This is a genomic window from Pedobacter sp. WC2501 (assembly GCF_052682415.1).
The window spans coordinates 1,766,578-1,787,329 of the sequence record NZ_JBQZFI010000001.1 but is presented as its reverse complement, the minus strand read 5'-3'; the positions used below and the strand labels follow the sequence as shown (position 1 = coordinate 1,787,329).

The window sequence follows — 20,752 nt, the reverse complement described above, 5'->3', positions numbered from 1 at the left end:
TTAATCCCTATGTAGCTTTAGTATACCTTTGAATATACTAAATCATAAAAACCATATGGCAACTCAAATTTTCGTAAACCTAGCTGTTAACGACCTTAACAAATCGGTAGAATTTTTCACCAAACTCGGGTATACTTTTAATCCCAAATTTACCAATGAGAAAGCAACCTGCATGATCATTAGCGATACTATTTATATAATGCTGCTTACCAGAACATTTTTCCAAACGTTTACCGAAAAAGAAATTATAGATGCACACAAAACAATAGAAACTTCCATTGCCTTATCAGCCGATAGTAAAGATGCAGTTAACGAAATGGTAGACAAAGCGGTAGCAGCTGGCGCGACGATACCTAATCCGGCTACCGATTACGGTTTTATGTATCAGCACAGTTTTGATGATCTTGATGGTCATCATTGGGAATATGTATGGATGGACCCGAACGGCATGCCTGATCAGCAGAGTTAATTTAGATTTGACTTCAAGAGCCCGTTTAAATTTTTATAAGAAAAAATAGCCTTTTGCTGTCACAATGAGGGTTAATTAATTGTTGAAAATCAATATGGATCGACAGAATGGATAAAGAAGGGAATGGTCTCGAAGTATCGTCCTTTCAACCGCAGTGGAGAAATCTTTGAACTATGTTAAAAGATTTCTCCATTTCGCTGCGCTTCAGTCGAAATGACGGCGAATTTTTAAATCTGTCATTGAAAGCGTAGTCGATTGCTTTATAAATGTATTAAAATGGTCTTGGACTACACTCAGACTGGCGTATGAAATAAATTTTAATTTAATTTTAAACAGGCGCTAAGTATAAAAGCAAGCGACGGATTTTACCGAGTTTGCTTTTTTTGTTTGAACTGTTCTGTATGCGGTCACTTTTCTTCCGTATACGGAACGAATAACGGGGCCGTTTCGCTCTACACTGACGGCCTGCTTCTGGTATTAAGCCAGGTTATTGTGTTTAAGTTACTTTTTTGTTACCTTCGATTTCAACTAACTTCTGATTTTTTTGAAAAAAATAGCCATCACCGATGAAAAGGAACTGCTGCGAAAGTTGCGGGATGGGGACGAATCTGCATTTAAAGAAATATATAAATGTTATGCGCAACGCCTGGTTTCAAAATTGATTCAGATTTTAAGGTCAGAAGAAATAGCCAAAGATATCCTCCAGGACATCTTTATGAAGATATGGGAAATTCGTAAAACAATAGATCCTGAACTTAGTTTTAGTGCTTTGCTGTTTAAAATGGCGGCGAATCTTTCAAAGAATACTTTTAGGAGAAACATTTATGACCAGCTTATGCGGAGTGAAATCGATCCGGATGTAGGTTATAATCCTATGGATGATGCAGACGATGCATCGCAAAATAAAGCATTGTTGGAAATGGCTTTGAGTAAACTAACGGAGCGACAGCGCAAGGTTTATGTCATGCATAAGTTAGAAGGAAGGAGTTATCAGGAAATTAGTGATGAGTTGATGATCAGCGCATCTGCGATCAACCACCATATTCAAGAGGCTAATAAAAGGGTTAGGCTTGCGCTAAAGTCTAAGCATTTTGAACTTTTATTGTGCTTAATTCCAGTTTTTTTTAAAAAATAATTGATTTAGGGGTGCTATTTTTTATTTTTCGTGTGTATTCATTATATACCGTGAATAAAACAGCCTGTTTAGATGAACAACGAGATTAAAATTGGACTTTTATTTGAAAAATACATAAGCAATACCATCAATAAGGAGGAATTGTTTCAATTACACTCGTTTTTTCAGACTGGGAATAATGAGGAGCAATTAGATAGCTTACTTCAAGCGCATTTTGCATCTGAAGTTACTTCAGATATACTTGATGAAAAATCTGCCGAAGTAGCGGATTTGGCCTGGATTGAAATTCAACAAAACATAGGCCTGAGGAAACCCACATTGATGGGCAGAATTTCCTGGATCACTAAAGTGGCGGCAGCAGTTCTGGTTTTTGTATCCTTACCTGTATATTTTATTTTAAAAAATGATTCGGCTGGTAAACTGGCGTCAAAGGATTACATCACCGATATACAACCCGGAACAAACCGTGCATCTTTAATTTCATCAAAAGGTACTGTATATCAATTGAAGGGCGAAAAACAAGAGATTATTACCGAAAAGGGCATTGTCCGCTATAAAGATGGAACACTGGTAGAAAATGAAGAGTTAAATCAAAATCTTACCTTAACTACCCCAAAAGGGGGGCAGTATTGTGTCACATTAAGCGATGGTACCAAAGTATGGCTTAATGCAGCCTCATCCTTGTCTTATCCGGCAACTTTTTCGGGTAAAGAAAGAAGGGTAGAACTTGTTGGTGAAGCTTATTTTGAAGTACATCATGATGCCAGCCAGCCTTTTATAGTTAGCACCAGGGGGCAGCAGATAAGGGTTTTGGGAACCAGTTTTAATGTTAACGCTTATCAGGATGACAATAAAACGGTTACCACTTTGGTTAATGGTCGCGTACAACTTAGCAGAGATGGTAATGACGAGGCACCGCAACTGCATCCCGGAGAACAGTCTGTACTTGCGGGCGCTGGTTTCGAAATTGCAAAAGTTGATGCAAGTTTATTTGTTGCCTGGAAAGACGGTCAGTTCCGTTTTAAAGCAACCCCATTAATCGAAGTTATGCGGCAGGTTGAACGTTGGTATAACCTGGATATTGATTACACCGGGATACCTACTGATATACAGATTCATGCATCAATCAGCAAGGATAAAAAATTATCTACAGTATTACACGCACTCGAAAAAATAACGGATTTAAAATTTGATATCAAAGGAAGGAGTGTAAAGCTTATGCGCTAGAATTTACCATGTAATTTTCGGCGTCTGTTAAAAAGGCTGACGGTGTGGGCACACCATCAGCTGTGATAGATAGATCCGATTCAGAGAAATAATCAACAAACCATTCAAACAAACTAACTAACCTTACAAAAATATGAACTATTTCCTTATCCACAAGGACAAAGGGAGGCGTGTGCCGTCTGAACCAGGCGATACTGTAACCAACAGCAGCACATCACCATTTATTGTTAAATTTATCTTCATCTTCCTGGCTTTTTTTGCACTACAACTAAGTAGTAAATTAAGTGCGCAAACGGTTTCCATTAATTTAAAAGATGCGCCTTTCGTACAAGCAGCAGAGGCCATCAGTAAGCAAACGAAATATGATTTTTCATACAACGACAGGATTTTAAAAAAAGCCAAACCGGTAACATTAAAGCTTATTAACGAACCGTTAATCAATGCATTACGGAAATTGTTCGCTGAACAACCGCTTACCTACGAGATCAAAGACCGTATAATCATCATACTGGATAAGAACTCATCTGCTCCTTCTGGTTTGACAGAGACTCCGGTAGAGGGTAGAGTGACTACAGAGGACGGTAAACCGTTGGACGGGGCTACAATTAAAGTTAAAGGTTCAAATTTTTCAACCAGAACAGACGAAAATGGGAAATTTGTAATTCCTACCCAGTATGCCAACTCCACTCTTGAGATCCATCACCTGGGCTACGCCAAATTGGAAGTCAATGCAATACGGGCCAGAACGGTTACACTGGCACTTACCTCCTCAGACCTGAATGAAGTAACCATTGTTAACACAGGATATGAGAAGATTGACAGCAGAAAGCTGACAAGTGCAATAACTACCCTTAAAATGGACAGTATAATTACCCCTGGAATCAATACCATTGATAGATTGCTAGAAGGCAGGGTTCCCGGAATGATCTTAACGCAGAATTCGGGTCAGGTGGGTGCCGCGCCCAGATTAAGAATTCGCGGTACATCGACGGTTTTGGGCAACAGGGAGCCTTTATGGGTCTTGGATGGAATTGTATTGACTGATCCGGTTAATGTAAACCCACAACAAATCAATGACCTGGACTTTGTAAATTTATTGGGTAATGCAATTGCGGGACTAAATCCTCAGGATATTGAACAAATTGATGTGCTTAAGGATGCATCTGCGACAGCACTTTATGGTGCGAAAGCAGGTAACGGCGTAATTGTTATCACCACAAGAAAGGGTAAAGTGGGCAGACCTGTAATCTCTTACTTTGGTACGACCAGTTTCTCAAGACACCCGAGGTACTCGGATAAAGGCATGTACATGATGAACTCGCAGGAGCGTATGGATGTCTCTAAAGAGATGATCGAACGAGGGATGCAGTACAATGGTGTGACGCAGTTTACAGGTTACGAAAAAGCACTACAAGACTATTATGCAGGTAACATCAAGTACGATGAATTTAAGCGGTTGACTGACTACTATGCAAATGTAAACACAGACTGGATGGGGCTTGTAACGCAGGATGCCGTCTCCCAGAATCATACTTTAAGTCTTTCCGGTGGCGCCAATGGAATTAAATATTATTCCTCTTTAGGCTATCAGAATGAAAATGGGGCAATAAAAGGTGAAAATAATAAACGCTATTCGTCGCTCATGAGCATCACCGCAGATTATAAAAAATTTATGGCTCAAATCTCATTTACGGGTAACTATTCGACCAGAGATTATACCCCGCAGGATTTAGGGGTGATGAATTATGCTTATAATACCAGCAGAACGATCCCTGCGTACAATGCAGATGGCAGCTATTTCTTCTACCCAAGGGCGATTAGCGGAGCCCCCTATTATAATTATAACATTCTTAAAGAAAAGGAAAATTCAGGAGACCATACCGACCTTATTTCAGCCAACATCAAGGCATTAATAAAATACAGGGTGATGAATGGTCTGGATGTAGATGGTACATTTGCTTACAATGCAAGCAGCAACAACAGAGAACTATATTATACGAAAGACACTTACTACATTAATCAATTAAGAGCGGATCGGAGTCTCCGCTCAGATATGGCCCCGGTTGGCGGTGAACTTCAGCGGACTGAAACGCGTAATAACGGCTACACTGCCCGTTTACAGGCAAACTACAATACCTCATTTGGAAAAGATGATAAACATTCCATTACGGCAAGTGCCGGTATGGAGGCCATATCTTCGGAATATAATGGTTTTAAAATCAACAGGAGAGGTTATTTTCCCGAAATGGGCGGTTATTTCGATGTGGTGCCCACAACCAATACAGGCTATTATCAGCAATACATGTCCAAAATAGAGGCTCTTGGCTCCTATAACCGTCAATTAACAAATACCCTTGCCTGGTACGGTACAACGGGTTATTCCTGGAACAACCGCTATATGGTTAATGTACATATCCGGGGTGAGCAGTCAAACTTATTCGGTTCCAGATCGAACAATAGATTTCTCCCGATATGGGCCGTTTCCGGTCGATGGAATATGAAAGACGATTTATTGAAAAATGTATCGTGGGTAAATGATCTTGCTATGAAAGCTTCATGGGGCTGGCAGGGAAATATGTTACCCGGTCAATCTGCCAATATGGTTATTCAACAAAAACCAACTTCAGATATTTATTACAATTCACAATATTCGAACATTGTCAATTTTCCAAATCCGGATTTGAAATGGGAGCGGACTTCTTCCTCTAACGTAGCACTGGAATTCTCTCTGCTTGGAAATAAAATAACCGGGTCGCTGGGTTACTTCTATAAAAAAACCGAAGATGCATTTCTTGACAAAACGGTATCCGAAATCAATGGGATAGAGTCTTATGTGATCAACAGCGGTACATTGGAAAATAAAGGTATTGAGGTAAGCCTGAGTATAAAAGCCATTGATAATGTGGGTGTGAGTGGTTCGAAGCGTGGATTTGTCTGGCATTTTGACCCACAACTTGGACAGGTATTGAACAAAGTTTTAAACCGTGCAATTAACAACAGAAACAACGTTTTGGTTGATAATTTAGACTATAACGACTTTCTGGCGGGAACTGTTCAGCTTGCCGGTAAGCCACTAAATACATTTTACTCTTACAAGTTTAAGGGATTGAGCCCGGTAGATGGTTCACCGGTTTTTTACGGAACAGAGGCAGAACAGGCAGCTGCTTATCAGCAAAAATATGGCTCAATGAAAAAAGAGGACGTATACCTGGAGGTGATGAGTGAGTCCGGACGCCGTGACCCCTTTATTCAAGGTGGTTTATCCAATTATTTCGGTTGGAGAAACTTTGGTTTATCCTTCAATTTAACCTACTCTTTGGGCAACAAGATTCGCCTGATGAAGATCGCTTCAGGCTACGGATCGGCAATTGCCTATCCACAACAAAACCTTCGTAAGGAGTTTGTAGACCGCTGGCGCAGACCCGGAGATGAAGCTTACACCAATATACCAGGGCTACTGGCAAACAATAATTTAAATTCGCCATGGTGGACTCAATATCCGGCATCAGCGTATCAATTTGGAGGAAGTATCTATGATATGTATGACAATTCGGACATCAGGCTGGTTAGCGGAGACTATCTGAAGCTGCAATCCACCTCTTTTAAATACAACTTTGCAGAAAAATTAGTCAAAAAAATGGGGCTGAGTTCAGCATATGTAAGCGTAACCGGAACCAATCTTTTCATTATAAGCAGTAAAATGCTGAAAGGCCAGGACCCGACACAATCAGGTTCAACGCCAAACATCAACCTTTCACTAATACCTACTTATTCAGGTAGCATCAATGTTTCATTTTAAACTCAAAGCATTATGAAATACATATATATATTATTACCGGTTTTGCTGCTGTTCTCATCTTGCAGTAAATTCCTGGAGGAATACTCAACAGATCTTAAATATGTTCAAAACACGGATGATCTGAACAAGCTCATGATTGGAGAAGCATTTATAAATAGTGTTCTAAGTGTGCCCAAGGACGGTCAGGCGACTATGGGCGATATCTCAGAAACTGGGTTAACTGCACCATGGCTTCATGTGATGGATGACGATTCTGAACAGTTTGTACTTGGCTTCGCAGAAACCGACAAGTCTACCCCGCTTTATAAATTATCAGGATTCCACAACTGGAGCCAAACGCCTGCATTAAATGTCTTGAATCTTAGCTGGGAGGAAACACTATGGAGAAAGATTTACAAGCGTGTAGGGGCAATAAATGCCATTCTGTTTCAGGCCGAAAAATTGGCAGAAACATCCGATAATTCAAGCTTACAGCACATTCGTGGTGAAGCCTATTTCTTAAGAGCTTATTATTATTTCCTGTTACAAAATGTTTATGGCAGCCCGTACCGTGTCAGTTCAGCTGCTACAGACGAGGGTGTTCCATTAAAGATCTCCGAAAAAATAGAAGACAATTATTTTAAAAGAGACAACAATGATAAAATTTATAAACAAATTGTTGCAGATCTTGAGCAGGCCGAACAATACTTACAGGGCTATAACCCGGGTACAAAAATACGGGTCGGGATTGCAGCAGTAAAGATTCTGCAAAGCCGCGTATACTTGTACACGGAGCAGTATGACAAAGCGATCGCAGCAGGCAAAAGTTTTGGCGCAATGGGCTATACGCTTAATGATCTGAATTTATATTCACCAAATACAAACGCCACTTACCGGAGTTCAAATGAATCCATTTTTACCATGGGGCCGAGTTCAGTTCCTGCCGTTTTTTTAAATGATTCTACCTCTGCTTATAACGGTGATGATCGCCTCGCCTCATCTTTTAAAGCTTCAAGCACTTTAATGAGTAGCTATGCTTCAGATGATTTGAGACTTAAAGCATTTTTTCAAAAGTCTGCTAAAACTAAATCATGGTTACCGGCAAAATACCGCAGCTGGCAAACGTACAATGATCCGGAGCAGGTATCCTGCATTTTTTCTTTCCGTTATCCGGAAGTAATTTTAAACAATGCAGAGGCCCTGGCAATGACTGGCGCAAATGATGAAGCGAGAAATGAAATCCATAAGCTGAGAATAAAGCGTTTTAAAAATGCCGCAATGGACCAAATACCTGCGGGAAATCAGGAGCTGGTTGAATTTATCAGGGCGGAACGCCGACGGGAGTTGTGTTTTGAAGGGCACAGGTGGTTCGATTTGCGGCGGTATGCGGTAAATTCAAGGTACCCGCTTCCGCAGGATTTTACCATCAGGCACCCGGCTTACAGCTACAATGCGCAAACCAGTTCAAATGTAGCCATTGGTAATTATGTATTAAAGTCTTTTGCACAGGATGCGGCGGCCTGGCAGGTTCCTATTCCAAATTATGCCATTGAATTCAACAGGGGATCATTAACAAATCCCGTTAGAACTGCACGTACTGTTCAACCTTTATAACCTATATAATATGAATCATAAAATTTATATCGCAGGCATATTTCTTATTTTATTTGCAACTGCATGCCGGAAGGAGGAAGTAACAGTTTTTCCGGATTACGATAAAAACTGGTTGGTTGTAGATGATAATCCCAACGACCCGACCATTCACGGCAACTACCTCTTTTTTAAAGATACCGGCATTCCGGTTTTCATTAATGATACAATTGGTACACAAGCCCGGACAGACGTTTTTGGGCGGAATTTTACCCATTATGAGAAATTGTCTTTAAGTTACTCCATTGGCGGTCTCCAGGCGGGAGCGCCACCTCTGATTTATTCTTTTAGCTATTGCAATAAAGCCGATGTACCTGCTGCACTTGCCTATTTAAAGAGCGAAATTTTGCCTGTGTTACCGAAAGGTATTTATGTGCCCAGTATTTTATTGGTCGACAACCTGAACACCAATGGTTTTAAATATGCTTTTAAGGGTTTAAATACCATAGTTATCGGTCAGATTGCGGGTATCCCTTCCATGGACCAGGCCACAAAAGTGCAGTACAAAGGCGCGATACTACGGGCCATGCTTACAAATGCCATGCTCAGGCCTAAATACGCAGATATACTGGACAAATTTGCGAGTGCCACCCGAAAATTTGTTATTGTTAGTGACGCTTATGACCTGGCTACATTTTACCTCAATTCAAGGGTAACTGGTTTACCCGCTGGCGTAAGCCCGTCATTGCAGGCCATAGGCTTTATTGATGCAGAGCCAACAAATCCATATATCACGCCCGCAACGCCTTCCATGGATGCAAATATTTATCTGCAAACGATACTTGGGCGTACAGATGCAGAATTTAAGGCTTTGTATGGTTCAAACCCTGTAATCATGATCAAATATAATTTAATACGCCAAATCCTGACAGATTTAGGTATTCCAACTCAATAAACTAACTACTTAACGGGTATGGCGAATGCACGCCATACCCATATTATTCAAAAATAAATACATGAAAAAATCAATTATTGCTATTTTAATGGCGACGATGTCGCTAACTTCATTTGCACAGAATGCGGTCATCAAAGGAAAATTCACAAAGATCCTTCCCCAGAATCTCAAAGCGGATCGAGTAATTTTTTCAAAACAGGAAGCAGGTGGCTTAAGCCCCATTTCAATGGCCACGGTTGCCAGACAGGACCAGTCGTTTAGTACTCAAGTTCCCGCCAGTGATCTGAATGCAATTCGTTACCTGGGCTATAATGCAGATCAATACCCCGTTTACATGCATGCCGGTGAAGAACTAACTCTTGATGCATTTGACGGAAACGTCGTTTATTCGGGTAACCTTAGTAAGGAGAATAAGGTATTTGCAGACTGGTATAAACTCGTTCTTCCACTACAAAAGTTTGGACATAGCAATAAAGGATATACCATACCAACGGAGCGACTTACGGCAACACTTGATTCACTCGCAGCCCCGGTGGATGCTTTTGTTAAAAGCATAAATACGGGTAACGAGGCATTCGATAAATATGTAAAATTTATGCTCCCTTACAGTGTGAGATATGATGCATTGCTGCCATTTTCTTCAGGAATTAATTTTGGACGAAAAGATGAATATCCAGCTTATTTCACTGATCTTTTTAAAAATGAAAGATATGCTGACAAAGCGGTCTGGACACTTCCGTTTGGCTTTGACTACATAATGACATTAAGTTTCGCCAAACATATCATTTATAATTCGGAGAACGGTATGGCCAGTGAGTTGGTTCTTCCAGAAATCTCCAATAAAGAATTACTATCGGAAGTGGCTCTAAAGGCAGCAGAGAAGGGATTGTCTATGGATTTGGTTGCATTTACTACAAATAGCCAGAAATATATGTTAACTGATGCGCAGAAGAAAACGATGAGCATCTTAACTGATCGCGCAAAATTAAAAGTGGCAGGAGGTCAAACAATCAATTTTTCATATCCAAATATCAACGGCAAAACCAGTAGTCTTTCTGATTATCGTGGCAAAGTAGTTTTATTAGATGTTTGGGCTACCTGGTGTGCACCATGCATTGCAGAACAACCTGCGCTTGAAACACTCGAAAAGTCTTTTGAAGGCAAAAATGTGGTATTTATCAGTCTTTCTATTGATACAGATAAAGCTAAATGGAAAGATATGGTAGAGAAAAAGAAACTATCGGGTGTACATTTATTCACGAATAACAAAGGTCCGATCGTAACAGATTATGAAGTTACCGAGATCCCAAGGTACATTTTAATTGATAAAGAGGGGAAAATGGTGTCATTTGATGCTCCGAGACCTTCAGATGCTAAATTGAAAGCTTTAATTGAGTCAAAACTTTAATATTTCCGAAGGATTAACATGAGACTATTTTTAATTTCAGCGTACATTGGATTGATTACCCTATGCCATACTGCAACCTTTGGCCAGGGTATAAAATTTGAGGAGCTGACCATGAGTGGGGCGATGGCTAAAGCTTCCGACCCTGCCAACCCTAAACTGATCTTTATGGATTGTTATACCAGCTGGTGTATTCCGTGTATTGAGATGGCGAAAATGGAATTTCCCAAAAAGGTAATGGGCGATTATTTTAACCCAAAGTTCGTTTCTGTAAAATTCGACATGGAAAAGGGAGAGGGAAAGGAGCTTGCGAAAAAATACAACGTCAGTGCTTACCCAACTTTTTTAATTCTTAGTGCTTCGGGACAGGAAATTAACAGGGTAGTAGGAAAAGCCGGTGCGGAAGATTTTATTGAAAAAGTGAAAGCGGCATTAGATCCCAAAAATTCGCTCGCAGGGTTAAAAGCGGCTTATGAGGCAAAAAAAGACTTGACAAATGGGTTGCCTTATGCAAAGGCTTTATATCAAAATTCTAAAGACCCATCACCTGTTTTGGAAGAGATATTTGATCATGCCGAGGAATACGAGCGCTTTAGCGTAGATTTTCTTGAAATGGCACTAGGAACGGTAAAGTTTGGCAGCCCGTTTTTCAGAAAGATCATGCTGGAGAAACAACATTTGGATCTTGCTATGGGTACGGAAGTAATTAATAGAATCCTCTTTGATAAGGTTCGTAAAGATATGTATATCATTGCAAACGAAAATGGCGCACGGTACAACGTTTTTTTTACACCAAAAGAGGTGGAGGACATTGCCTATACCATCTCCTTGCTGAAATTAGATCCACAGGAACCTGAAAATCATATTTGTAGGATTGCTTTGTTCGTTGTTAATAAAGACCTGGATGGAATGATCGCTTATTATAAGCGGTATATCTGGAATTTACCTGTTAATACTGTCTTTAAAGGAATTTTAGATGGTATATTGATGAGTAAAGTTGCCAATGCAACCGACGCTCAAAAGGCAGCCATTAAAGATTATTTTAAGTCGGCATCAGAATCCTACGGTAAAACAGTCAGCCAGTATGGCGCCACAATTGAGAAAATTAAATGAAAATGAATTTCAAAAAATACAATGGCATAAAAAGGTTAGCTCTTTTGTTAGTCAGTTTATCGGTAACAGGTATTGCCCATGCCCAGGTTTTTACCAATGATGCCAAAATAGCAGCCGATTATCAGAAATCAGTAGATTCTTTGCTTCTAAAAGTGAAGACGGTTACTTTAGAGGATGCCAAACTGATGCTGGCTAATCCATCTAAAGCAACTACTGTTGGAATCGTTAAACCTTCTAAAAAAGTTTTAACGGCCAATGCCATCTATGAACGGGCAAAAGGGGCTACTGTAATTACTGGTTGTGTTTACTTATGTCCCAGGTGTTCTAATGCACACATCAGCGAATCTTCAGGTTACATTATTGATCCCAAAGGGATAATGGTAACAAATTACCATGTAATCGCCCAGTATGCGAATATGACTGACGGAAATAAACCTTTAGGTTTCGTTGTCCGTATGGCGAATGGACGCACCTATGCCGTAAAATCGGTATTGACATCCTCAAAAGAAAATGATTTGGCCGTACTCCAGCTGGAAACAAATGGCGACGTTTTGCCTGCCTTACCGCTTGCAGAAGGTGCAAAAGTGGGCGAAAAGGTATTCGTATTGGGTCATCCAAAAGGGATGCATTATTTCTTTTCACAAGGTAACGTGATGGACAAATACCTGGAGGAAGCGGGAGAGCCAAATAAAAAGTTCTTTCGTGAAATGGTCGTGATTTCGGCAGATTATGCAACAGGATCCAGCGGAGGCCCGGTGATGAATGAATATGGTGATGTTGTTGCTACCGTTTCCAATACGCATCCATTAATACATAGCGAAATGAATCCGGGATTACAGATGGTATTGAAGAATACGGTGCCTGTAGAGTCTTTATATAAACTTATAAAGCCTTAAAATAGCGCTTTCCATATTAATCTGTTACAGTTAAATCCAAAAAGAGAAATGCCTTGAAATGGTATTTCCTCTTTTTGGATTTTTTGATAATTGCGCTATTACATTTTGATATATTTAACTTAATTAAATAATTAAGGCAGGTTGAGCTGTATGGCCTGCGTATTGTTAGTGGCGGATTTATAGGTACAGTTTAATACTGAGGTTATTAAATAACTTTTATAAGTTCTAAATTGTCTGAAAACCTTTCTAATGCAAAAATTAACACCTTATGACCAATTGTTTGGAGTATTCTCAAAATTGGGCGAGCTATCCACCACATTGAAAGAAGCTATTGTTGAGCAGAGTAAGATCATGAGTTTGGATAAGAACCAAAAGGTTTTAAGTGAAGGGGATAAAAGTGATCGTATTTATTTCATTGTGAGTGGTGCTGTTAGGGTGTTTTACCTGAACAAAGAGGGCATTGAAACAAATACGTGGTTTTTGTTTGAAAATGAACTTGTTATCTCAGTATACAGCTTTTTTACTTCCCAGCCTGGTTTTGAATATATTGAGACATTGGAGGACTGTGTTTTTATTGTTCTCAAGAAGGATAAGCTAGATTGGCTTTATGAGCATTTCGTTGAATTTAATGTGATTGGAAGAAGGCTTACAGAATTATACTATATCCGCAATGAAGCGCAGGCAAATTCGCTGCGTATGTTTTCTGCTAAACAACGTTATGAGCAGTTGATTCAAAACCAACCCCAACTTTTGAACCGAATTTCGCTGAGTCATATCTCTTCCTATTTGGGGATAAGCAGAGAAACTTTAAGTCGAATAAGAAAAAAGTAAGCGTTTTCATTTTGTGACTTTTGTCAAAAAATCTCAAAGGGTAATCTGATATTTTTGGAGTATAACTTAAATATAATGAGAAGATGCTTTCTCATTATCAAATTACTTTTTATCAAAATCATCAAATTAACCACTATCAAAACATTTAAAATGACGCACACCTTAACTTCCATCCAGCGATTTTATAGTTATTATTTATTGCTTATTGCAGTCGTTGCCATTTCGTGCAAAAAAGAGACGCGTCTTGTTGATGTCCCGCCGCCCAATAATAACAATAGTTGAAATGCCGTACCAATTATCTCTCACGATAGTCAAAATCTGAAGAAAAGATATGCAATTAACGAAGCAAGATGAAAAATAATAAGATCACATTATCACGTTTAATTCTAGCGGTACCTAGCTTATTTACGGGTATTAGGATAAATGGTGAGTACGAATTCTATATCAATCCACATTTCGTTGAGCAATAATGATATTCTGTTATGACATGTTTATATTAAGATGGAATGGTCGGGAATTGAATTTAAGTAGTCAACATAAATTTATTTATAGATGAAAAAGAAATATGTTTTAATAATAATATTGACTGGTATAACAATTATTCTAAGCAATATTCCATCATTGAGCTATATATTCGATTACGCTTTAGATGAAAAGCATTATAGATATAGTAATGATTCGGGAAATTTCGACGTGACCGATAGAAGTGGCAATAATATAATAGGGATAAAAGAATCATTTAAAGAGTATGTGAAAAGCAAAAAAGTTCAGGAAGCAGATACTGTTTTATATAGAACTTTCTGGAAGAATCCTATCGCTTTCTGGCGTTGGCATACTTATTTCAACACTAAAGATGATAGGTATAAACTACCGTATAAGAAGTCATAATCTGAGTCGGATTAATAGCGCCAGTGAGGACGCAAACATCATTTAAACGGTATAATACCTGATGTAATGGTAAAAAATACTATTCTAGGATTACAAAAGGGTAAAGATGAAATCCTTGACGAGGCCATTAGACTGGCCAGGTAGAATTAAACAAGCGGGCAATGTCCTAAAACCTCACTCTATCAGCTAGAAATAAGGTTTTATGTGATTTTTAGACCTAAAAATCTTTGCTCCCCTTAATGGACAATTCTCGAACCAAATTATGGCCTCACTATCGAAATTAGCTTCTCTTGGTGACTAGCCCGATTGAATTAAAAATTCATATTGAAGCTTTGTTAGTAACCTGAGTTCGATTATTAAATCTCATTTTGTGGCGTTTTAATCAAGTTTTCTGCTAAAGCGGTCGTCACCCTGAATTTATTTCAGGGTCTTTCACGCTAAAAAGATGCTGAAATAAATTCAGCATGACGATCTCGTTATCCCAAGACGCTAAAAAACAATTATTTTGATTAAAGTATTAACCGAATTCAGGTTAGTATTTCAATTATTTCCCTAAAGATATATTGCTAAGTATAGTAATCTTGGTTTCTTTTGGGGAAATAATTCACTACATAAGTATAACTTATTATTGAAATCTGTTTTTCAGCGCCTATTCACAGGGTGAAACCAAATTTAAATTTATTATCATGTTCCTACTACATCATCGGCGTAATCTCCGAATGATGTGACTTGGAATACTGGAAAGACGGTTATAATTTCGCCAGGTTCCACCAGAAAAAGATTACATTTACCATTGAAATAGGCGTCGTTTTTTTTGATGATATCTATTAATTTGTCAAGGTTTACAAATTGGATTTTTCGCAAAGTTTTCCTGCTTATCGTGTAAATTTTCTGATTCACCTGCCCGGTTTCAGGATTGGTGCCATGATAAAAATGTAGGTATTGCGGTTTACAATTGCAGGGTATGGTAAACGAGTAAGCGGTGTCAAGCCTTCGGGTCTTGATGGTAACATATCTGGTCAGGTTAGCCTTTGTGTATTTTCCACTTTTTAGGAGAAAATATATATTCTCTTTCTCTTGTCCATCTGCTGTGAAGTGGGTTGAAAATATAATGATTAGAATGATTAAGTATTTCATGGTCTATAAATTAATTATATCCGTTAACTGTTTCCTTATTGTATTAAAGATATTTTCGAACTCTGGCTATCATTTTTAATGTCAGGGGTATCTTCCCCGCTGCGGAATCGGCATTTCTATTTCCCGGAACATGGGTCAAGAGGCGTGAATCTAATATAACACATAATTTACGCTAAATTACTTGTTATAAATAAACGTTATAGATACATTTAATAATTATTTCTAACCAAAATGAAAAAATTACTATACCTGTTTATCCTGATCAGTTTATCAGCCATTGTGCATGCGCAAAGTGGACGATCGGTTTTGGATTTTGATCAAAACTGGACGTTTAACCAGGGCGACGTACCCAACGGCCAAAACATTGATTTTAATGATGCAAGCTGGCGAAAATTAAATTTACCTCATGACTGGAGCATAGAGGGCGAATTCAAAAAAGAAAACCCGGCCACTGTGGAAGGCGGTGCTTTACCAGGCGGTATAGGCTGGTACCGTAAAACCTTTACCATCCCGCAAACGGATAAAGGCAAACTGATTTATATTGCTTTTGACGGTGTTTATCAAAAAAGCGATGTGTGGATAAACGGCCATCATTTAGGTTACAGACCAAACGGTTATATCAGTTTCAGATATGAGCTTACGCCGTATTTAAATTATGGTGGTAAAAATGTGATAGCTGTAAAGGCTGATAATTCTTTGCAGCCAAATTCTCGCTGGTATTCTGGTTCGGGTATTTATCGCAATGTCTGGCTGATCAGCACCAACAAAATTGCCGTTAACCATTGGGGTACTTTTGTAACCACACCAAAGGTAAGCGCCAGCCATGCCGATGTTAACCTGAGCGTTAGCATAAAAAATGCGGCAGGCAATGCCAAAATTGCCAATATTGTAAGCAGCATTTACGCCAATGGTAAAGTAGTTGCAAGCAAAACCCTTACAGGCATTAGTTTAAAGGATACGGTTACTACTGTAAGCCAGAGTTTCGGTGTTAATAACCCGGTATTATGGTCGGTTAACAAACCATTCCTATATAAAGTACAAACTAAAATATTGGTGAATAACGTAGTGGTTGATCAGTATGAAACACCGCTGGGTATCCGTTATTTCAATTTTGATGCGGATAAAGGTTTCAGCCTGAACGGTGTTTCCATGAAAATAAACGGCGTTTGCCAACACCATGACCTGGGTGCGCTGGGCACCGCATTTAATGTACACGCGCTGGAACGGCAGTTTAAAATATTAAAGGAAATGGGCGTAAATGCGATACGCACCTCACACAACCCACCCGCACCAGCATTTTTAGACCTTGCAGACCGCATGGGCCTAATTATTATGGATGAAGCATTTGACGTATGGCAGGTTCATAAGAGGCCTCAGTTTGACTCTCATCTTTTCTTTAAGGAATGGCACAGGCGCGACCTGACAGATCAGATACTGCGCGACAGGAACCACCCTTCGGTGATGATATGGAGTATTGGAAATGAAATACCGGAGCAAAGAGATACCAGCGCGACACGTATAGCCCGTGAGCTTGCCGGTATTATCCACGAACTGGATACCACAAGGCCAATCACTACAGGCAATAACGAACCTGGCCCGGGCAATAAAATTGTTGAATCTGGAGCTGTTGACCTGTTAGGCTATAATTACCATAACGATAAACTGGCCAATTTCCAGAAGGATTACCCCGGTAAAAAATTCATTGGTACGGAAACTGCTTCAGCGCTGGAAAGCCGCGGTGTTTACAATACTTCGCCCGATACCATTAAACGTTGGCCGGGAGGCGGGGTAGTGAATGGCAAAAAGGTAAGTTGGAAAATGAATGCTGATCATACCGTTAATGCTTATGATAATATTTCGGCCCCTGGGGCCATACCCACGAGGAAACCTTGAAAATATATAAAAAACATGCTTTTCTGTCGGGCCAGTTCGTTTGGACCGGGTTTGATTATATAGGCGAACCATGGCCTTACCAATGGCCATCCCGCAGTTCATACTTCGGGATAGTAGATCTGGCTGGCTTCCCTAAGGACGTTTATTATTTATACCAGGGCGAATGGACCAATAAAACAGTGCTCCACATATTACCGCACTGGAACTGGGATGCTGGTAAAGTAGTTGATGTTTGGGCCTATTACAGTAATGCCGATGAGGTTGAACTGTTTTTGAATGGCAAATCATTAGGTACAAAATCAAAACAAGGGGACAGTCTGCACATTGCCTGGAAAGTAACCTATGAGCCGGGCACCTTAAAAGCCGTATCGCGGAAAAATGGCAAAGTGGTAAAAACTACCGAAGTTAAAACTGCGGGCGCGCCAGCCAGGATAGAATTAAGTGCCGACAGGAGCAGCATACGTTCAAACGATCATGATCTTTCTTTTATCACGGTTAAAATTGTAGATAAGAACGGTATAATGGTGCCTAATGCGGATAATGATGTCAAATTCAAATTATCAGGGGCCGATAGCTTCCTGGCAGGTGTTGATAATGGAAGCCAAACCAGCCACGAATCGTTCAAAGCCGATCATCGTAAAGCATTCAATGGTCTGGCCTTGGCAATTATTGGTGCTAAAAATAAACCGGGTACAGTAACGATAACAGCAACAGCCGATGGCTTACCTTCTGCATCATTGCCAATTAGGATTAAATAAACCAATTGGTTATGTAAGTACTTTCTTCCTGCCACGGCCCAGACAGATCGAGGCTCAGAAAATAACAGTGGACAGTTAGGAGAAACAAAAATCAGCTTTTTTGATATTCAAATTTAAGGTTTTCGACTACGCGATAACCCGCATGATCTGAGATTAGACCATGCGGATTTAGTTTTACACAGTCAGTCGTTTTTCGTCCATGAGCTACGTGGTTCAATGCCTGTGCCACATCATCCTTTCATCCGACCCTTGTTTTTAACAGTAAATAATATGCAGCCTGTCAATCTACTGAGAAGGATATCACGGCGAATAATTATCCGCCAGATCCGTCTCATATTCTTCGCCCTTTCTTTTCATAGCGGATATTGTGTATATAGGGCGGAAATTTTAAAGCTGTTTCTCCATTACGTAATATTCCATCATGTAACCGCTTCCTATTGGTTCATTTCCTTCCCGGATCTTGTTGAAACCAAACTTCTCGTAAAATTGGATCGACGGGTTGTTTCTATTTACGTTCAGAGATAAAACATTATTAGCACCTTGCTTTGCCAGTTCTGTTATTTCGTTGGTCAATAGTTTCCCAATGCCTTGACCCTGGGTTTCTGGCAATACATAGAGTTTATGAATTTTCGTGGTTTTACTATTTTTGTAGTTCAATTCGTAAGATGCAAAGCCAACACAATTTTGATTGTTTTTTGCCAAAATGAAGTGATGCCCGTTTTTTTCTATTTGTTCTGTCAACGATTCAGTGCTGTACATTAACTTAAGCATATAATTCATCTTGCCTGCTGATATAATGGTGCTAAATGTTGCCGGCCATGTTTGATGGGCTATTCCCTGAATTAAGGGAATGTCTGCTATTGATGCTTGGATTATTTCTATCATATAACTATTTAGATGCGGGTTAATAACGTAGCTGTTTTGCAGCCGGATTTTGTGCAAACAAACTGGCATATTGGCACAGCCGTAACAGTAATAAAAATTCTTTTATGTTCATTTATTCTTTCTAACGAAAGAGGAAATAATAAAGATAATCTTTTTATTGCTTTTGATAAATATCTCATGAAGTGATAAGAAATCCCGTTAAATATTTGTAACCGCTTTTTAATTATTAACGATAATAATACATCCTTTTGAAAGCATGAATTATAATTTTATTTTGACACGGATATTCAATTCTTTAAAGAGCAGAGTTACTACAGCAATTAAATTTTCTTTTTAAGATATTGAGAACAGGAGTAACTAAGATAAAGTAAACTAAGATTTACGCGCCATCTCGACCATTTGCACTACTTCTTCTGCTGCGGCTTCGTTTTTACCTTCAAAACCGGAAAGTTTAAAGCGAACCCTACCCTGTCCGTCAATGATAAATTTAGCCGGTATGCCGTCGATCCCAAACGCATCAGCAGCTGGACTATGCTTAGTAACCGGATCTCTGGGATCTATATAGAGATCAAACTTGTAATCGTGCTTACTCAGAAAGTTTTTTGCATCAGCCAGAGGGTTCGGATCATTTTCCCAGGTATGGATGAATAAGAATTTAACATTAGGGTCATTGACATACCGGTTTACAGCCATTTGCATTGCGGGGAACGAAGCCACACATGGCCCACACCAGGTAGCCCAGAAATCCAGCACAATGGTTTTACCTTTAAAATCTGCTAACGAAACAGTTTTACCATTTACATCTTTAACCGTGAAATTGGGTGCAGCCTCATTAATCAATAATTTTGAAACATGCATTTTAATCTTGTCAATAAAAACGCTCTTCAACTCTGCGATATAAGCGTCAACATCCTTACCTGGATTTAATGTCGCGTATCCCTTTCTTACCTGTTCAACATATTTTTGATCGAATTTACCCTCTTTCACTGCCTTAGCTAAAATTGGTAAAGCCTCCTGGTACTTGCCATTCAGACTAGATAGGAAAGCATGGTTTTCGATCAGTTCCTCATCTCTTTCTTTAATATTGTTATAGGCTTCTGCCGTGTATGGATAGGCCTCGTCATATTTACCGGCATTGAAAAGTAACTTACCATACAGGTTTATGTAATCGTAATAGGCCGCTTTCGGGTCAATCTTCAAAGGTTCAATTAACGCAGTTTTGCCTTTTAATTTTTTTGCCTCCTCTAATTTTCCTGTAGCAAGTTCCAAAGCCATAGCGTTGTCAATAGCTCCCATCGATTCAACTGCCATTGTTAAAGCCTTCAATCTGAACGCAGGATCCTCCATAGCATTAATATGCTGGAGTACCTTTTCTGAGTTTGGTTCTTCCGCATATGCACTGGACAACATACTCTTCTCCATGTCAAGATTGAGGTTTGGATACTCTTTTACCAACGATTGAAGATGTATTTCCATTTCTGGAATTCCTCTAAATTTTAAAAATGACACCATCCTCATCATTCTTGCATACTGACTTATCGGGTATTTTTTTTGTAGCGTTTTAGTTAGGGCTTCTTTTTTAGCTGGATTTTTATCATAATATTGTATTAATACCATTAGATCTTCATCTGAACCATTTTCCAGAGCCTTTATCTTTTGCTGGCGAACCGTCACATTTTTTTCACTCCTTAATGCCTTCAATTTTAAATCAAACGCTGGTTCTTCCCCTTGTTGCGCCATCATGCTTAAGGAACTAAGCATCAAAATAGCTAGAATTATTTTTTTCATGTTA

16 protein-coding genes are annotated in these 20,752 nt (G+C 39.3%); 13 read left to right on the top strand and 3 right to left on the bottom strand.

Annotation, left to right across the window (positions count from 1 at the left end; all coding sequences use genetic code 11):
- Positions 1-55 precede the first annotated feature (55 nt).
- From ACUN24_RS07760 to ACUN24_RS07710, 11 genes are all read left to right on the top strand, one after another.
- Positions 56-469 carry a VOC family protein gene (locus ACUN24_RS07760; protein ID WP_445561972.1) on the top strand — a complete coding sequence of 138 codons (414 nt, stop codon included), beginning with the start codon at positions 56-58 and terminating at the stop codon, positions 467-469.
- 544 nt (positions 470-1,013) lie between these two features.
- Positions 1,014-1,604 carry an RNA polymerase sigma factor gene (locus tag ACUN24_RS07755; RefSeq protein ID WP_445561971.1) on the top strand — a complete coding sequence of 197 codons (591 nt, stop codon included), beginning with the start codon at positions 1,014-1,016 and terminating at the stop codon, positions 1,602-1,604.
- Positions 1,605-1,676: 72 nt separating this feature from the next.
- The gene (locus ACUN24_RS07750; protein ID WP_445561970.1) at positions 1,677-2,831 is read left to right on the top strand and encodes a FecR family protein; all 1,155 of its coding nucleotides are present in this window, start codon (positions 1,677-1,679) and stop codon (positions 2,829-2,831) included.
- Between the two features lie 133 nt (positions 2,832-2,964).
- On the top strand, positions 2,965-6,630 hold the full coding sequence (locus tag ACUN24_RS07745; RefSeq protein ID WP_445561969.1) for a SusC/RagA family TonB-linked outer membrane protein: 3,666 nt from the start codon (positions 2,965-2,967) through the stop codon (positions 6,628-6,630).
- A gap of 12 nt (positions 6,631-6,642) precedes the next feature.
- Positions 6,643-8,223, top strand: a complete 1,581-nt coding sequence (locus ACUN24_RS07740; RefSeq protein WP_445561968.1) for a RagB/SusD family nutrient uptake outer membrane protein — start codon at positions 6,643-6,645, stop codon at positions 8,221-8,223.
- A gap of 10 nt (positions 8,224-8,233) precedes the next feature.
- Positions 8,234-9,154, top strand: a complete 921-nt coding sequence (locus ACUN24_RS07735; RefSeq protein WP_445561967.1) for a hypothetical protein — start codon at positions 8,234-8,236, stop codon at positions 9,152-9,154.
- 61 nt (positions 9,155-9,215) lie between these two features.
- On the top strand, positions 9,216-10,562 hold the full coding sequence (locus ACUN24_RS07730) for a TlpA family protein disulfide reductase (RefSeq protein ID WP_445561966.1): 1,347 nt from the start codon (positions 9,216-9,218) through the stop codon (positions 10,560-10,562).
- 18 nt (positions 10,563-10,580) lie between these two features.
- Positions 10,581-11,672, top strand: coding sequence for a thioredoxin family protein (locus ACUN24_RS07725; protein ID WP_445561965.1), 1,092 nt, complete (start codon positions 10,581-10,583; stop codon positions 11,670-11,672).
- Positions 11,673-11,674: 2 nt separating this feature from the next.
- A complete protein-coding gene (locus tag ACUN24_RS07720) occupies positions 11,675-12,568 on the top strand; it encodes a S1 family peptidase (RefSeq protein ID WP_445561964.1) in 894 nt (297 codons plus the stop codon).
- A gap of 249 nt (positions 12,569-12,817) precedes the next feature.
- Positions 12,818-13,399 carry a Crp/Fnr family transcriptional regulator gene (locus tag ACUN24_RS07715; RefSeq protein ID WP_445561963.1) on the top strand — a complete coding sequence of 194 codons (582 nt, stop codon included), beginning with the start codon at positions 12,818-12,820 and terminating at the stop codon, positions 13,397-13,399.
- A 552-nt stretch (positions 13,400-13,951) separates the two neighbouring features.
- The gene (locus ACUN24_RS07710; RefSeq protein ID WP_445561962.1) at positions 13,952-14,287 is read left to right on the top strand and encodes a hypothetical protein; all 336 of its coding nucleotides are present in this window, start codon (positions 13,952-13,954) and stop codon (positions 14,285-14,287) included.
- A gap of 684 nt (positions 14,288-14,971) precedes the next feature.
- Here the strand turns inward: ACUN24_RS07710 and ACUN24_RS07705 are convergent.
- Positions 14,972-15,424 carry a hypothetical protein gene (locus ACUN24_RS07705; protein WP_445561961.1) on the bottom strand — a complete coding sequence of 151 codons (453 nt, stop codon included), beginning with the start codon at positions 15,422-15,424 and terminating at the stop codon, positions 14,972-14,974.
- A 231-nt stretch (positions 15,425-15,655) separates the two neighbouring features.
- Between ACUN24_RS07705 and ACUN24_RS07700 the strand changes: the two genes are divergently transcribed.
- Positions 15,656-17,317 (top strand): glycoside hydrolase family 2 TIM barrel-domain containing protein, encoded by a 1,662-nt coding sequence (locus ACUN24_RS07700; protein WP_445561960.1) that lies wholly within the window; start codon positions 15,656-15,658, stop codon positions 17,315-17,317.
- Entirely contained in the window at positions 17,314-18,075 is a 762-nt protein-coding gene (locus ACUN24_RS07695) for a DUF4982 domain-containing protein (protein ID WP_445561959.1), read from the top strand. Before ACUN24_RS07700 ends, ACUN24_RS07695 begins: the two co-directional genes overlap by 4 nt.
- 387 nt (positions 18,076-18,462) lie before the next feature.
- Here ACUN24_RS07695 and ACUN24_RS07690 read toward each other — a convergent pair whose 3' ends face one another.
- Both ACUN24_RS07690 and ACUN24_RS07685 read right to left on the bottom strand, forming a co-directional pair.
- Positions 18,463-18,960 carry a GNAT family N-acetyltransferase gene (locus ACUN24_RS07690; RefSeq protein ID WP_445561958.1) on the bottom strand — a complete coding sequence of 166 codons (498 nt, stop codon included), beginning with the start codon at positions 18,958-18,960 and terminating at the stop codon, positions 18,463-18,465.
- Between the two features lie 372 nt (positions 18,961-19,332).
- Positions 19,333-20,748 carry a redoxin domain-containing protein gene (locus ACUN24_RS07685; RefSeq protein WP_445561957.1) on the bottom strand — a complete coding sequence of 472 codons (1,416 nt, stop codon included), beginning with the start codon at positions 20,746-20,748 and terminating at the stop codon, positions 19,333-19,335.
- Positions 20,749-20,752 lie beyond the last annotated feature (4 nt).